Origin of the sequence: Psychrobacter sp. 72-O-c (genome assembly GCF_904846605.1) — a bacterium.
Lineage (GTDB): Bacteria > Pseudomonadota > Gammaproteobacteria > Pseudomonadales > Moraxellaceae > Psychrobacter.
The window spans coordinates 1-15850 of record NZ_CAJHBI010000027.1 but is presented as its reverse complement, the minus strand read 5'-3'; the positions used below and the strand labels follow the sequence as shown (position 1 = coordinate 15850).

Here is a 15850-nt window from a genome sequence, read left to right as displayed (position 1 = left end):
ATGTCAATATTGAAATTTGCAGTAAAACCACTTATTGCTATGGCTATGTTGCTACCTGCAGCATCAGTCTATGCTGATTTCAACCATCAAAAATGGGATTCGTTGTTAGATGATCACGTTACCATGACCAATGGCGGTAAGGCGTCAGTTGTGGATTATGCAGGCATGCAAGCAGATAAATCGCAGCTAGCAAGTTATCTTAAGGCTACCAGTCAAGTGAGTCAGTCTGAGTTTAACCGCTGGAATAAGAACGAACAATTGGCATTTTTGATCAACGTGTATAACGCGCGTACCGTTGAATTGATCCTAACTAAGTATCCGAACATTAAATCAATCAAAGATATCGGATCGTTATTTAGCTCGCCGTGGAAGCAAGATTTTATTCCACTTTTTGGCAAAACCCGTTCGCTGGACGATGTTGAGCACAATCTGATTCGCGGCTCAAAACGTTATAACGATCCGCGTATTCATTTTGCGGTCAACTGCGCGAGTATTGGCTGTCCTGCACTACAAGATGATGCCTTTACAGGCAAGCGTTTGGACAAACAGTTGGAGCAAGTTACTGCTAAATTCTTAGCGGATGGCAGTCGCAACCGTCTCAAAGGCAACACGCTCGAGGTGTCGCCACTCTTTAAATGGTACAAAGAAGACTTTGCCAGCAATTGGCGCGGCAGTAATAACTTAGAAGGGTTTTTGGGACGTTATAGCCAATCATTGGGATTAAATAAAACCCAAGCCGCAGCTTTAAAACAAGGTAAAATAAATATTGGCTATACTAATTATGATTGGGATTTGAATAAGTAATAACACAACAAAACATTGAACGTTGCTAAATATGACTGCTATTGCAATCAAGGTCTCTATCATTATTCCTATAATAAATGAGACAGACAATTTACCGAAGCTCATTACGCATGTGGCTAAGCTCAATCCGCCGCCATATCAAGTGATATTGGTTGATGGGGGTTCAACCGATACATCGGTCAGTGATGCCAAGTTGCTCATTGATGGTTTGGTTGACAATATGCAGTCCGCTATTGAGTGGCAGGTCGTCAAGTCTACCACCGGTCGTGCTATACAGATGAATACAGGGGCGTCACAAGCAACTGGTGATGTACTGCTATTCTTGCATGCCGATACTCAGCTGCCAAATAGTGCCATTACTGAAATTGTATCAGCAATGAGCAAATCAGAATGGGGACGCTTTGATGTGCGCTTGGACAGTGTTGATCCAATACTATGGATAGTGGGTGCAATGATGAATGGGCGTTCACGCTTGACGGGAATTGCTACCGGTGATCAAGCAATATTTGTTAAAAAGTCACTATTCGAACAAGTTGACGGTTACCCCAATCAACCCCTAATGGAAGATATTGAGCTGTGCAAACGTCTTAAGCGTATGACTAAGCCTGTTTGTTTAAAGAATAAAGTATCGACCTCAGCACGGCGTTGGCAGAAATATGGCACGTGGCGGACGATTTTTTTAATGTGGCATTTGCGCTTTGACTACTGGCGCGGAATTTCTCCTGAGATTTTAAAAAAGCGTTATTACGATAAATAAAAAATTAGCTAAAAAGGGAAAAGCGGTTAAAAAACAACCATTTAAGAGATAAGTATGGTCAAGCAGTTAGTAGCTCGAACAGCGCATACGGGACAACAAACTATCATCACTGACATTTGCAAAAAAAACATCTGCATTATTATCTTTGCTAAATATCCTGCACAGGGTATGGCAAAGACCCGCTTGATACCCGCGCTTGGTATTGAGGGAGCGGCACAGATAGCACAGCACTTGCTATTACATAGTGTTGAGCAAGCAGTAGCTACCGATTACGTGGTTGAACTATGCGTTAGTCCTGTACCTACTGACCCCTGCTGGCAAGTACTTTATTTACCTGATACGTTGCAATGGTCAGCCCAAACGGATGGCGACTTAGGTGCGCGCTTATTGACTGCCAGTCAGCAGGCGTTAGGGAAGTATAAAAAGATAGCGTTAATAGGTACCGATTGTCCCAGCTTGACGGCACAACGTATTCAAGTAGCCATGCAGCAATTAGATCAGTACGATGCCGTAATGATTCCTGCCTCAGATGGTGGTTATGTTTTGTTAGGGTTCAAGCAAGTTCATGAAAGCCTATTCTCAAATATGACATGGAGTGTTGATAGTGTGGCAGCGGCGACCCAGCAGCGTATTGCGGCGCTGGGCTGGACGCTTGCGATACTAGACCCGCTACATGATATTGATGAACCTGCTGATTTAAAACATTTGCCAATAGGCTGGCACAATAGTGATGTTAATGACGATGCTACTACTGACGAATACTTGCAATAAATCTGCTGAAGGCACACCTTTGTTTTAGTTTTCGCTACTGCTTGATCAAGTTTTTGAACCGGCTTTTACTTTCAATAAGGACATTACCATGCATGACGTCGTGCAAGATTATTATGGCAAACAGTTACAGAGCACCGATGATCTAAAGACGTCGGCTTGCTGTGATGTTAGCAATATGCCGGAGTGGCTCAAGCCATTGTTGTCAAATATCCATGATGAGGTGATGAGCCGCTATTATGGTTGTGGACTGGTGTGTCCGGCGCTACTAGAAGGCTGTCGTATCTTAGACTTGGGGAGCGGCTCAGGCCGTGATGTCTACGCTTTGGCACAATTGGTCGGCAGCATAGGTCATGTGGTCGGTGTCGATATGACCGACGAGCAGCTGGCAGTCGCAAAACAGCATCAAGACTATCATATCGACAAGTTTGGCTATGATAACGTGACCTTTTTGCATGGTTATATCGAAAAGCTAGATGAACTCAATCTAGAGGCCAATAGCTTCGATATTATTGTCTCAAACTGTGTGATCAACCTATCACCGGACAAATCAGCTGTGATGGCTAGCGTGCAACGCTTACTTAAGCCTGGCGGAGAGTTTTATTTTTCTGACGTCTACGCGGACCGCCGTATTCCCCAGCATCTGATTGATGACCCTGTGTTATATGGTGAGTGTCTGAGTGGTGCGTTGTATTGGAAGGACTTTACGCGTTTGGCACGAGAGGCAAGCTTTTTAGACCCACGTTTGGTCGAAGACCGCCCTCTTGAAATCACTGACCCTAGGCTAGCTGCTAAGATTGGTAATATTCAGTTTTTCTCTGCTACATACCGTCTGTTTAAGATTGCAGCGCTCGAAGATGCCTGCGAAGACCACGGCCAAGCGGTGATTTATAACGGTACTATTGATCAGCTGCCGCATCGTTTTGATCTCGATAAGCATCATACTATTGAGACCGGTCGCGTGTTTCCTGTATGTGGTAATACGTTTCGAATGCTCAAAGAGTCTCGCTTTGCCCCGCACTTTGAGTTTATTGGCGATGACAGTCGCCACTACGGTATTTTCGCTGGCTGCGGTGATATGATGCCATTTGGTGAGACTGCTGCTCTGGTACCCAATACGGTTACTAGTTCAGTCGCGGGTTCGGCTGCTGATTCAGGCGGGTGTTGTTAGTATAAAATAATTCAGTTTTCTACAGGTTGTAATCAAACACACTCGTTAAAAATCAAAAAGGCCATCGAATAATTGATGGCTTTTTTATTGCGGAAAGAATCTTTTAAGGGCTAGGGCAGCAAGGCCGAAAGTCTGGCTGTAGTCTGTTCATCCATCGCTTCAATAGGCGTTACCAATGCTTGCGCTAGGGCGTTGTGAGCGATTGATTCAGGCATCTCAGTGGCAACCAACGCCACCGCTTGTTCAATTACCTTTTGAGCGTTTTCAGCATTTTTCATAAGGTTTTGAACGGCGTAGTCTGCACTGACCGCTTCCTCATGGGGATGCCAGCAGTCAAAGTCTGTTACCAGTGCCAAGGTTGCATAAGCAATACTGGCTTCACGCGCCAGCTTGGCCTCTGGCATATTGGTCATCCCGATAATATCTGCCTGCATCTGGCGATACCAATGTGATTCGGCGCGGGTTGAGAACTGTGGCCCTTCAATGCAGACGTAGGTCGCCTTGGAATGGCAATGTCCTTCACTGATATCTGCTTTGTCATAAGCACGCATTAGAATATCTGCTAGGGCAGGACACAGTGGATCAGCCATCGAAACATGAGCAACCGCGCCATCACCGAAGAACGTACTCACTCGCTGCTTGGTCATATCGATCATTTGATCTGGGACGACCATATCCAGTGGTTTCAGGTTTTCTTGTAATGAGCCAACCGCTGATACGGAAATAACATAGCGCACACCTAAGGACTTTAATGCATAAATATTAGCGCGATAAGGCACTTCAGACGGGGTCAGCCTGTGGCCTTGACCGTGCCGCGTTAAAAAGGCGACCGTTACACCCTCTAGATCACCGAGGACAATATCGTCAGACGGATTACCGTATGGCGTCTGTATAGTAACGCTACGTTTATTGGTTAAAGCTTGCATTTGATACAGACCGCTGCCGCCAATAATCGCAATGTCAGCAGAGGGTTGAGCCATATTCTCTATTGTAGTCAGTGTCATAAAGGTTTCCATACGTATAATAATCAGAGACAAGGTTACGGGTTAACACAGTGGAGCATTGGCTAACTCAAGCTGAATTTATTCTAAGCTTACTTCCTCAAAAGATACTGGCTTAGATTTTATATATAAAATATAGCAGAATCGAAGAGATTGTAAAAATAAATCGAAAAATACAATTAAATCACTCTGGATAAGACCAGCAATGTTTGGCGAAGTACCCCCAAAACACAGTCTTGTTGCTATTAGCCTTGTTTTTATTTAAGCATCAATAAGGGTTTACAACACCCCTAAATTTTGCTTAAATGGTTCTATTAATGAAACTAAGTTTCGCATAGCAGAACAATACAGATGGTAATAAATTAAATGAATTATTACCTTTTGGCCCAAGTAGCTCTGTATATAAGGTATTGAAAGCAAAAGATAAAATAAACTGCGGTTTATTTATTATAGAAATTGCTATATTATTACACATCTGTAACGCATTAGTATTCACATATTGATGCAGTTAGATGTATTAAATCGATTACTTCAAGGATGAATTCAATGCTCAACTCTTTAAAATCCCCGTTACTTTTATCAGCGATGTTAAGCGCCACTTTGGGCCTTACAGCTTGTTCATCTCCAAGCTCAGAAAGCAGTGATGATATTGCCACTGATACCGCTGATACACCAGCTGCTACTGATAAGCTTGAGACCGAGTTTGTAACTATCGCTACAGGCGGTGCATCTGGCCCTTATAATATCATTGGCACCTCATTAGCAGAAATCTATGCCAAAACCTTTGACGTCAACTCAAAGACTCAAACCACAGGCGCCTCAGTAGAAAACGTCAATTTATTGACACTAGGCAAAGTTGATATGGTATTGGCCCTTAGTGATGTGGTCACCGATGCGGTTGAAGGTAAAAATAACTTTGATGCGCCAATCACTAATATTCAACAAATTGCCGTATTGTATCCTAACGTGATTCAGTTAGTTGCCACCCAAGATTCTGGAATCAAAAATATTGAAGACCTAAAAGGCAAGCGTATTGCTGTTGGCGATCAAGGTTCTGGAACCGAAGTCAATGCCCGGACATTATTAGAAGGGTTTGGCTTAACTTACGATGATGTTGAGGTGGATTATTTAGGCTTTGCTGATGCTGCTGATGCCATGAAAGCGGGCAAAATCGAAGCGGCATTTTTTAGTAGTGGGCTACCTAACTCATCGTTATTGGAGTTAGAGCAAGGCTTAGATTTGCAGCTAGTAACGATTAATCAAGACACGCTTGGTAAGCTCATTGAAGCAAAACCTTACTTCAAGACTTTTGAGATTCCTGTAGGCACTTATGGTAATGATACGGCCATCCCAACGGCAGCCGTCATGAACGCCTTATTAGTGCGTTCTGATATGTCTGAGGATGACGTTTATAAACTGACCAAAGCTTTGTTTAACAATTTAGAAGGTTTGAGAAATGCCCACCAAGCGGCCGCTGATATCAGTTTAGAGACGGCACAGCAAGGTATGGTAGCGCCTATTCATCCAGGAGCCAAAAAGTACTATGATGAGCAAGCTGCTAAATAAGCGCTCATGGCTATGGTTATTAACTGGCGCAGCACTTGTTGTTGCGCTAGTTTTTTTTACGCTATGGGCCGTCTCTACACACCAGTCTGTAATCGAGGTGCGAGTGGATGGCGTTGAGGATGCTGATGAATCTGATAAAGTAGTCTGTTATTTCATCGAACCCAACTTCCAACTGCGATGGATTCATTCTGTAGAAAAACAGTGGTGGGAGGAACAGTATCTTCGCGAAAGCGATGGGTTACTGCTGACCACTACTTATTTTCAAGCTTTCGGTGCGGGCACCCCGTCAACTGAAGCGCTTGCTCCGGTACAAAAATCTGGCTATGTCGGTTATCAAATCAATGAGAGACTCCCTCATCTGAACTGGGTAGTATCGCGGCTAACTAAAGGTGAAATTGATTATGCTGACTATCGGATTTTGATTCATCAATGGGTGCCAGATTACTCAGAGGTAACGATTACGCCCAAAGCGTATAATCTAATAGATAGATTTAATAAGGACTTATGTCATGAACTCTCAAGTGACGGATCACAGTAGCGCATCAACCATGTCTAGCGAAGATGCCAATTTGTCGAAGCACCCAGACCCTCATGCAGATACTGAGGTTGATAACAGCGTTGATAATGATGTTGATCCTAACGTCACTCAAGCGATATTGGAAAAATATGACCGAGAGTCTATTACCCGTCATATCACCCAAGGACCAGTAAAATATATTATCGCTGGTATTTGCATCTTATATTCGCTCTATCATTTGTATGTCACTTTTGAACCTATGCCAGCCTTGTTACAGCGGGCGGTGCATTTAGGGGTTGGCTTTGCGCTGATCTTTTTAATCTTTCCCGCTAGCAAAAAAAGCAGTCGCAAGCAGGTGGCTTGGTATGACTGGATTTGGTTTTTGCTGTCTTTAACGGGAGTGACCTATCTCATATATGAGTACCAAGACATTGTTACCTCTCGCGGTGGAATGGCAAATCAGATGGATGTGTTATTTTCTATCATCACGGTGATCTGTGTGCTTGAGGGCAGTCGACGCGTCACTGGCTTGATTTTGCCTATATTGGCCTCGATATTTTTGCTCTATCCATTCGTAAGTCATTTGAGTTTTATGCCTGACCGGCTACTCACTCGACCGTATGATTTTGGTGATATTTTTGGTCAGTTATTTTTGAAAACTGAAGGGCTATACTCCGTTGCGATTGGAGCGTCAGTTACGTTTATCTTTTTGTTTATTTTGTTTGGGGCATTTTTGGCTCGTTCTGGAATGGGACAGTTATTTAACGACTTGGCATTAGCGCTGGCCGGTGATAAAAAAGGCGGCCCAGCAAAAGTGGCTGTAATCTCAAGCGGCTTTATGGGCAGTATTAACGGCTCAGCCTTGTCAAACGTAGTTAGTACTGGAGCGTTTACTATCCCTTTGATGAAAAAGGTTGGTTATCATAAAGATTTTGCTGGCGCAGTAGAAGCCAGTGCCTCGGTTGGTGGTCAAATCTTACCGCCTATTATGGGTGCCAGTGCTTTTATCATGGCCGAGACCACAGGGTTGCCTTATAGCACGATTGCCTTGGCAGCATTATTACCAGCAGTGTTATATTATCTGGGGGTCATCGCACAGGTTCATTTTCGCGCTGGACGTCGCGACTTAAAAGGCATTGCCAAAGAAAGTCTGCCACAGGTGAAAGAAGTATTAAAAGCGCGCGGCCATATGCTATTGCCGATTGTATTTTTGATATTTTTATTAATAAAAAATGTACCTGTAGGTTATGCAGCTGCCTATACTATTGGCTTTACGGTCGTGATTAGCATGCTCCGAGCAGAGACGCGCATGGGGTTTACGGATATTTTGGGCGCTCTAGAAGACGGTGCTCGCCAGTCATTAGCAGTAATGGCCGCCTGTGCGGTGGTGGGTATTATCATCGGAGTAGTCAGTCTGACTAGCTTTGGTACGGTGATGACCTCTGCAATTGTGACGTTAGGGGCAGGGTCATTGTTCTTCACGCTAATTCTAACGATGCTAGCGTCGATGGTTTTAGGTATGGGGCTACCGTCAATTCCTGCGTACATCATCACGGCAACCATGGCAGCGCCTGCCTTAGCCGGTTTTGATATTCCTATTCTGTCAGCGCATATGTTCGTGTTTTATTTTGGGGTTTTTGCTAACATTACTCCACCGGTATGTTTGGCAGCCTTTGCAGGTGCTGGTATATCAGGCGGTGACCCAATGAAAACTGGCTTCTTAGCGCTAAAACTAGCATTAGCCGGATTTATTGTGCCGTTTATGTTTATCTATAATCCTGCCATGCTGATGATAGATCCTACAGGTCTAGCCGTAACCGCTAAGGATTTCCCACTGCCGCCTATTATTGACATAGTCACGGTGGTATTGACCTCTGTTACGGGTGTTATTGCACTAAGTGCAGCGTTAGAAGGCTATTTCAAAGGAAGTATGAATTCCCTGACGCGTGCAATATTAGCAATTGGTGCGTTACTGCTCATCTATCCTGAGCTTACGACCGGTTTAGTAGGTGGGGTTATTGTATTAGGAATTGCTGTGCTAAATGTTAGAGCCAGTAAGTCCGTATCGACCTCATCAACCGCTTAGAAGTCGTAGCGTTTAAGAGCCATGAATCCTAAGTCAAAACGAGCGAGATAAACAACCATTAGTGTTGTTTATCTCGTTTTTATTTAGCATTGACTATAAGTTAGCTTGATTTAAATTGAAAGACAAAAAGTCTCAGTAGACCTTTGTTTTAGAAAGTGCTTTTTAAGTTCTAAACGTATTTAAAAATAGCCACTAGCGTTTATTGACTCTCTTATACATACCCTGAGTAAGCGCTTTAACCATCATCGTCTGACTTTGCACAAAGCCATTATACTTGGGCAAGTTATCGTCCATATCCTCGACGCGTCGATTATAAAATAGATGCATGGTAGGTTCAGGCAGTGCAGCACCATCAAGGTAATTTGCCGTAGGTACTAATATGAGATTCCCGCCTACAGCCATTTCTATACTGGGTTTATTGCAGCGAGTACAAAGCCCGCGGCTAATATTCGGCGGGAGTTTCCAGCGACGAAATTTGGTATTAATTAGCTTTAACTCACTCACATCCGACTTAAGCAAAATCGTCACATCATTATAAGCTTGGCCAGTGAACTCTTGGCAAATAGTACAGTGGCAGATAAAGCGGCCAATAGGTTTATTATTGATAGTATAAGTATTGCTATAACAGGAGCAAGAAGCTTGCTGTGGGATAAATTCGCTGCTCATCGGTTAGTCCTTAATAAGAGGGTGGTCATTATTTATTATTCGTTAATCTAAGTTTCAAAATATAGCACTATCTTAGCTTACTAGTGTAATAGCTTTCAGTAAGGGTAGTAATTATTAGTTATTTATTTTTCAGTTATTTAGCACAATGACACTCGCTGCATAAAAAAAAGATTGAGGTATTAATGAAACGCCCATAAAAAAGGAGACCCCTAATAGGTCTCCTTTTGGTCTATAAATAGTGTAATTAATCGAATACTAACAACCCAATTTACCTTCCGCTTCTAAGGCTTTTTTGCTGCGTATTGGTGCTGGGCAATCTTCGCCGTAATACTGACGGTCCGCAAAGTAGCTTGAACGTACCATGGGACCTGCCCAAATGCTAAAGAAGCCAATCTTTTTGCCATAATCCATATAGCGCTGGAACTCATCCGGATGGACATAGCGATCGACAGGTACATGGTCCTTACTGGGCTGTAGATACTGCCCAACTGTAATCATGTCGACGTTATTCGCCTTTAAGTCATCAAGTAAGGCATAGATTTCTTCTTCGGTCTCACCCAATCCGACCATAAAGCCGCATTTGGTGGGAATATCAGGACGACGCTCTTTATAAATTCTAAGCAAATCTAACGAATGCTGATAATCAGAACCCGGACGGAATGCTTTATACAAACGTGGCACAGTCTCGATATTATGGTTAAAGACATCTGGCGCGGTTTCGGTCAACAAGTCTAATGCCACTTCTATACGACCACGAAAATCGGGAACCAAGATTTCGATTAGGCAATTGGGGCTGAGCGCTCTTGCTTCATCAAGCACTTCAACAAAATGAGCGGCGCCGCCATCTTTTAGATCATCGCGATCGACTGAAGTGATTACTGCATACTTCAGCTGCAAGCCTAAAATAGTCTCAGCAGTATGGCGCGGTTCATCGGCATCGAGATTGTTAGGGCGACCATGTCCCACATCACAGAACGGACAACGGCGGGTACAAATATCGCCCATAATCATAAAGGTGGCCGTACCATCAGCGAAACACTGTGGCAAGTTCGGGCAGGCCGCTTCTTCGCAGACTGTATAGAGCTTTTGCTCACGCAAGGTGGCTTTGATACGCGCTACTTCGGCAGGTGATGACATTTTAACCCGAATCCAATCTGGCTTTTTCTTGGCCTCGATGGTGGGAATCACTTTAATTGGGATACGCGCTACTTTGTCATAGCCACGTAGTTTTTCGCCTTGGATGGCTTTTTTCGGCTTGATTCTAGCAGCAGGAACGTGCGTTTGTACGGCTAATGAGCTCATAAACTGATCCTAAACCCTTATAACTTTAAGCTTTTATGAAATACCTAAGCCTTTATTAAATAAGGGTTCTGTTTATTATTCAAGAAGAGTGAACGGTAATATTTTATACGCTGATTATAGCAAACCTTGTATTGTTTTTCATCTTTGTATCAGTAACAAATGCAAGTAATACCACAACCATAATGTACTGAAGTGGTACACCCTAGTGTAGAGCTACCAGTAGCCCACATGAAGATAGGCGTTAGCGCAATTTGTGATAAAGAGACAACAAATGAGTACAAAGCTACTCTATTTAGAGGACAGCATCCTATGTGGTGCATATGGTCTAATCTAACAGAAAATCGGCACGAGAATACAGTTAAATTAACTGAATATGATGATGAGTAATGCTATCGGTAACCCAGAGAAAAATACCTCCCATTTTTATAATAAATGTTGGTTATGGGGAGGAGATTTCGGTTTGCTTCTTAACATTTTGGCTGTTTTAAGCTATATTGTAGGGATAATTATTCAATGTCGTACATCGATGCAGGCAGTCATTCTGACTACTCACGCGATGTACTGATGACCCAACTAACGAGGACGACTATTGTGTTAGAAGCTTATCGTAAACATGTCGCAGAACGTGCCGAGCAAGGAACAGTACCGCTTCCACTTAATGAGAAGCAAGTAGCAGACTTAGTTGAGCTATTAAAAAATCCACCAGCAGGCGAAGATGCGTTCTTAATGAACTTGTTGGAAAACCGCATTCCTGCCGGTGTTGACCAAGCCGCTTACGTTAAAGCCGCGTTTTTAGCCGCTATCGTTAAAGGTGAAGCAACTTCTTCATTAGTTAGTAAGAAAAAAGCAATTGAGATTTTAGGTACTATGCAAGGTGGCTATAACGTACAGCCATTGGTTGCTGCTTTAGATGATGAAGAGCTGGCGCAAGACGCCGCCGACGCCCTGAAAAAAACCTTATTGGTCTTTGATGCGTTCCATGACGTGACTGAAAAAGCAGAAGCGGGCAATGACATCGCTAAAGAAGTTATCCAATCTTGGGCGGACGCTGAGTGGTTCTTAAACCGCGCCGAAGTACCAAAAAAATCAACTTATACGACTTTTAAAATTACTGGCGAAACCAACACCGATGACTTGTCTCCTGCGCAAGATGCGTGGAGCCGTCCTGATATCCCTTTACATTCATTAGCCATGCACAAAAACTCTCGCGACGGTATCACCGCTGATGAAGAGGGTGTTATTGGTCCAATGAAGCAGATTGAAGAATTAAAACAAAAAGGCCATCAGTTGGCTTATGTTGGCGATGTAGTAGGTACCGGCTCTAGCCGTAAATCAGCGACCAACTCAGTATTATGGTTGATGGGTGATGATATCCCTAACGTCCCTAACAAACGTGGCGGCGGTCTGGTATTGGGTAACAATATCGCACCAATCTTCTTTAACACTATGGAAGATTCAGGCGCACTCCCTATCGAAAAAATCAATGTCGATAATTTAAATATGGGTGATGTGTTTGATATCTATCCGTATGAAGGCAAAATCACTAAGCATGACTCTGATGAAGTATTGTCAACGTTTAAGCTAAACTCATCGACGCTACTTGATGAAGTACGTGCCGGTGGCCGTATTCCGTTAATCGTTGGTCGTGGTTTGACCAATCGTGCTCGTGAATACATGGGTCTTGAGCATTCAGATATCTTTGCCAAGCCAGAAGAGCCAGTTGATACGGGCAAAGGCTATACTTTAGCGCAAAAAATGGTCGGTAAAGCTTGTGGTCTAGACGGCGTTCGTCCTGGTATGTATTGCGAACCAAAAATGACTACTGTCGGCAGTCAAGATACCACGGGTCCAATGACTCGCGATGAGCTAAAAGACTTGGCTTGTCTAGGTTTCCAGACTGACTTAGTATTACAGTCATTTTGTCATACGGCAGCATATCCCAAGCCTGTGGACATCGAGACTCAGCATACGCTTCCTGATTTTATCATGAACCGTGGCGGTGTGAGCTTACGTCCAGGTGATGGTATTATTCACTCATGGTTGAACCGTATGCTACTTCCAGATACCGTGGGTACTGGTGGTGATTCGCATACCCGTTTCCCAATGGGTATCTCGTTCCCAGCTGGTTCTGGTCTAGTTGCTTTCGCAGCTGCGACTGGTGTGATGCCACTTGATATGCCTGAGTCTGTGCGTGTTCGCTTCGTAGGCGAACGTCAAGCGGGTATTACGCTACGTGATTTGGTTCATGCGATTCCGTACCAAGCGATCAAAGATGGCTTATTGACGGTTGATAAAAAAGGTAAAGTTAACGAGTTTAACGGTCGCATCCTTGAGATTGAAGGTCTTAATGACTTAACGCTTGAGCAAGCCTTTGAGTTATCTGATGCTTCAGCCGAGCGTAGTGCCGCTGGTTGTACTATTGCCTTATCAGAAGCATCAATCACTGAGTATTTGACCTCGAACGTTACCTTGCTTAAATGGATGATTTCAGAAGGTTATGGCGATGCACGTACTATCAGCCGCCGTATTGAAGCCATGCAAGAGTGGTTAGCAAACCCAAGTCTAATGCGCGCTGATAAAGATGCTGAATACACCATTGACATGGTCATCGATATGAGTGACATCAAAGAGCCTATCCTTTGCTGCCCGAATGATCCAGATGATGCCAAAACATTGTCAGACGTGGCAGGTAATGCCATTGATGAAGTATTCATTGGTTCATGCATGACCAACATCGGTCACTTCCGTGCGGCAGGTAAACTGCTACAAGAAGTACAAGCAGGGAGTTTAAAAACTCGTCTATGGATTGCGCCACCAACCAAAATGGATGCGCGTCAGTTGATGGAAGAAGGTTACTACAACATCTACGCACAAGCCGGCGCTCGTACTGAGATGCCAGGTTGTTCACTATGTATGGGTAACCAAGCACGTATCGCACCGAACTCTACTGCGGTATCGACTTCAACGCGTAACTTCCCGAACCGTCTGGGTCAAGGTGCGGATGTATATCTCGCCTCAGCTGAGCTTGCTGCCGTCGCTGCGGTATTGGGTAAACTGCCAACCAACGATGAGTATCAGCAGTATGCTGGCATGCTCAACAGTATGGGCGATGAAGTGTATCAATACATGAACTTTGACCGTATGGAAGAGTACACTGAAGAAGCGGATAAAATTAACGTTGCTCAGTTAACCTAAGTTTTTACTCTAAACGAAATTTAATCTGTTTATAAAAATAAAACCCCGTATCGTAATGATGCGGGGTTTTTTAGGTGGTGAACGTTAGAAATTGCAGTCAGATACACACATTTTTTTATGAGCTATTTACCCTGATAAACCGGTTTACGCTTGTCCACAAAGGCCATAATTCCTTCTCTAAAGTCGTCGGTTTTGGCCAACATGGTTTGCTAATCCATTTCCATATCTGGGACTTAATTGAAGCTAGTGAATGTATATCTATTAATTATATATTATTTGATACAACCATTCAATATTGAATGGTTATAAGCTATAATAGCCTTTAAGCTATCAAATATGAATGGTTGCTATGATATGAGATTTGATTTCTATACGCCAAGCGAGGTTACCCAAATCTTGGGAGAGCGTCTAAAAAAGCGGCGTCTTATCCTAAATCTAACACAATCAACGCTAGCAGAGAGAGCAGGTGTTGGCATTAGTACCGTCGTTAGAATTGAGTCAGGCCAAGGTGGTACATTAGATAATATGGTGCGAATGGCAATAGGTCTTGGCTTAATTAATGAATTTGCTGAGTTGTTTGATATTGCCCCTATAAATATTAAAGAAGTCATGGAGCAAAAAACCCTGCGCCAACGTGCCTCTACCAAAACGCCATAAGGGGCTCATTTATGTATACACCTATACCATCAATTAAGGTGTTTTACCAAGGGTTCGGTGAGCATCGATTAGTGGGCTATTTGACTATAGAGGGGCATCGCCCCGTTTTTGGTTACGATGATTCATGGGTTTCAGATGGATTTGAGTTGTCGCCAATAGAGATGCCGCTGCGCTCCACGCCTTATCGTGGGCTTAACAAAAATGCTTATTATTTGTGCGGATTATTAGCCGATAGTTTACCTGACGGTTGGGGTATCCTATTGATGGATCGGTTTTTTCGGCAGATATCTGATGAGTCTTCTCGAAACATGACGGTATTAGAGCGTTTTGCCTATGTTGGTGAGTCGGCGATGGGTGCATTAACCTTTGTGCCTGAGCAACCGCTCATCCCTGACGCTGTTGAAGTCAGCCTTGCTAAGCTTGCACATGCCAATCAAAAGCTTCTTGCAGGGCAAGAGAGTGACATACTGGCAGAGCTGATTGCAGTGGGTGGCTCACCACAAGGAGCAAGGCCAAAAGCACTCGTATTATTTGATAAAGACTCTAAGTTTATCACCACAGATTTCAATACCCTTCATCCATCAGCCACGCCTTGGCTCATTAAATTTCCAGCGCAAAATGAGCATAAAAGTGTGTGCTTATTAGAGGCTATTTATGCAGATATGGCCAAGCTATCGGGTTTAAATATGCCTTGTCATTATTATTTTGATATTGACGAAAACCACAGTGCATTTGGGGTTGAGCGTTTTGATAGAGCGGGCAATCAGCGGGTACATATTCACACGCTAGCAGGGTTGTTAGACCTTGATTTTCGCCTCCCTTTTTCTTTAAATTATTTGCAGTATTTACGCTGCGTGCGCATGTTGACTCAATCGCAACAGCAAGTTGAACTGGCTTATAGACAAGCCGTTTTTAACGTGGTTTTTAATAATAAAGATGACCATAGTAAAAACTTCTCATTTATGATGAATAAGCAATGGGAGTGGTCTTTATCACCGGCTTATGACTTGTCTTACAATACAGGATTTGATGGCTGTCATCAGATGGATGTTGGCGGTGAAGTCACACATCCAACCTTAACGCATCTGATTAAACTTGCCACACAGGCAGATATTAAACAAGAGACTGCCAAAGAAATTATTGAACAAGTCACAGCCGCCGCCAAGCATTTTTTGACTGAGATTGAAAGTTACTGTGTCGATAAGAATTTATTAAACCAAGTAATTCACGATGTATAGTCAAAGAACCTAACAACTATCACAGATAAAGAACCATAAGAAGAACAACGTATCAATACAATCTAAACGCCACTCTTTACGCTTTTGTTTAATCCATGCCCATGTCTGCTCGATAGGGTTTA

At 43.4% G+C, this 15850-nt stretch carries 13 protein-coding genes; 10 read left to right on the top strand and 3 right to left on the bottom strand.

From position 1 onward, the window contains the following. The 4 genes from JMX97_RS10295 (at position 1) to JMX97_RS10280 (ending at position 3500) form a co-directional block, all read left to right on the top strand. Positions 1–804: a DUF547 domain-containing protein gene (locus tag JMX97_RS10295; RefSeq protein ID WP_201557825.1), complete on the top strand. Its 804-nt coding sequence runs from the start codon at positions 1–3 to the stop codon at positions 802–804. Positions 805–835: 31 nt separating this feature from the next. Continuing rightward, on the top strand, positions 836–1561 hold the full coding sequence (locus tag JMX97_RS10290; protein ID WP_201557823.1) for a TIGR04283 family arsenosugar biosynthesis glycosyltransferase: 726 nt from the start codon (positions 836–838) through the stop codon (positions 1559–1561). 54 nt (positions 1562–1615) lie between these two features. Further along, complete coding sequence (locus tag JMX97_RS10285) at positions 1616–2332, top strand: TIGR04282 family arsenosugar biosynthesis glycosyltransferase (protein ID WP_201557821.1); 717 nt, start codon at positions 1616–1618, stop codon at positions 2330–2332. Positions 2333–2420: 88 nt separating this feature from the next. Beyond that, positions 2421–3500, top strand: a complete 1080-nt coding sequence (locus JMX97_RS10280) for a methyltransferase domain-containing protein (protein WP_201557816.1) — start codon at positions 2421–2423, stop codon at positions 3498–3500. A gap of 110 nt (positions 3501–3610) precedes the next feature. Here JMX97_RS10280 and mtnP read toward each other — a convergent pair whose 3' ends face one another. Beyond that, on the bottom strand, positions 3611–4504 hold the full coding sequence (gene mtnP, locus JMX97_RS10275) for an S-methyl-5'-thioadenosine phosphorylase (RefSeq protein ID WP_201557815.1): 894 nt from the start codon (positions 4502–4504) through the stop codon (positions 3611–3613). A 543-nt stretch (positions 4505–5047) separates the two neighbouring features. Between mtnP and JMX97_RS10270 the strand changes: the two genes are divergently transcribed. From JMX97_RS10270 to JMX97_RS10260, 3 genes are read left to right on the top strand one after another with little or no spacing between them, the layout of a single operon-like run. Further along, the gene (locus tag JMX97_RS10270) at positions 5048–6067 is read left to right on the top strand and encodes a TAXI family TRAP transporter solute-binding subunit (protein ID WP_201557814.1); all 1020 of its coding nucleotides are present in this window, start codon (positions 5048–5050) and stop codon (positions 6065–6067) included. Next, positions 6045–6605, top strand: coding sequence for a DUF1850 domain-containing protein (locus JMX97_RS10265; protein ID WP_201557812.1), 561 nt, complete (start codon positions 6045–6047; stop codon positions 6603–6605). Before JMX97_RS10270 ends, JMX97_RS10265 begins: the two co-directional genes overlap by 23 nt. Next, entirely contained in the window at positions 6577–8670 is a 2094-nt protein-coding gene (locus JMX97_RS10260; protein WP_201557810.1) for a TRAP transporter permease, read from the top strand. Before JMX97_RS10265 ends, JMX97_RS10260 begins: the two co-directional genes overlap by 29 nt. A 192-nt stretch (positions 8671–8862) precedes the next feature. On the opposite strand, the gene JMX97_RS10255 is transcribed toward JMX97_RS10260, so the two are convergent. Continuing rightward, entirely contained in the window at positions 8863–9336 is a 474-nt protein-coding gene (locus JMX97_RS10255) for a GFA family protein (RefSeq protein ID WP_201557808.1), read from the bottom strand. A 255-nt stretch (positions 9337–9591) separates the two neighbouring features. Then, positions 9592–10638, bottom strand: coding sequence for a lipoyl synthase (lipA, locus tag JMX97_RS10250; protein WP_201557806.1), 1047 nt, complete (start codon positions 10636–10638; stop codon positions 9592–9594). A gap of 591 nt (positions 10639–11229) precedes the next feature. Here lipA and acnB point away from each other — a divergent pair. The 3 genes from acnB to JMX97_RS10235 all read left to right on the top strand — a co-directional run bounded on the left by acnB (position 11230) and on the right by JMX97_RS10235 (position 15728). Then, positions 11230–13833, top strand: a complete 2604-nt coding sequence (gene acnB / locus JMX97_RS10245) for a bifunctional aconitate hydratase 2/2-methylisocitrate dehydratase (protein ID WP_201557870.1) — start codon at positions 11230–11232, stop codon at positions 13831–13833. 354 nt (positions 13834–14187) lie between these two features. After that, positions 14188–14490, top strand: a complete 303-nt coding sequence (locus JMX97_RS10240; protein ID WP_201557804.1) for a helix-turn-helix domain-containing protein — start codon at positions 14188–14190, stop codon at positions 14488–14490. Between the two features lie 11 nt (positions 14491–14501). Further along, complete coding sequence (locus JMX97_RS10235) at positions 14502–15728, top strand: type II toxin-antitoxin system HipA family toxin (RefSeq protein ID WP_201557802.1); 1227 nt, start codon at positions 14502–14504, stop codon at positions 15726–15728. Positions 15729–15850: the final 122 nt, after the last annotated feature.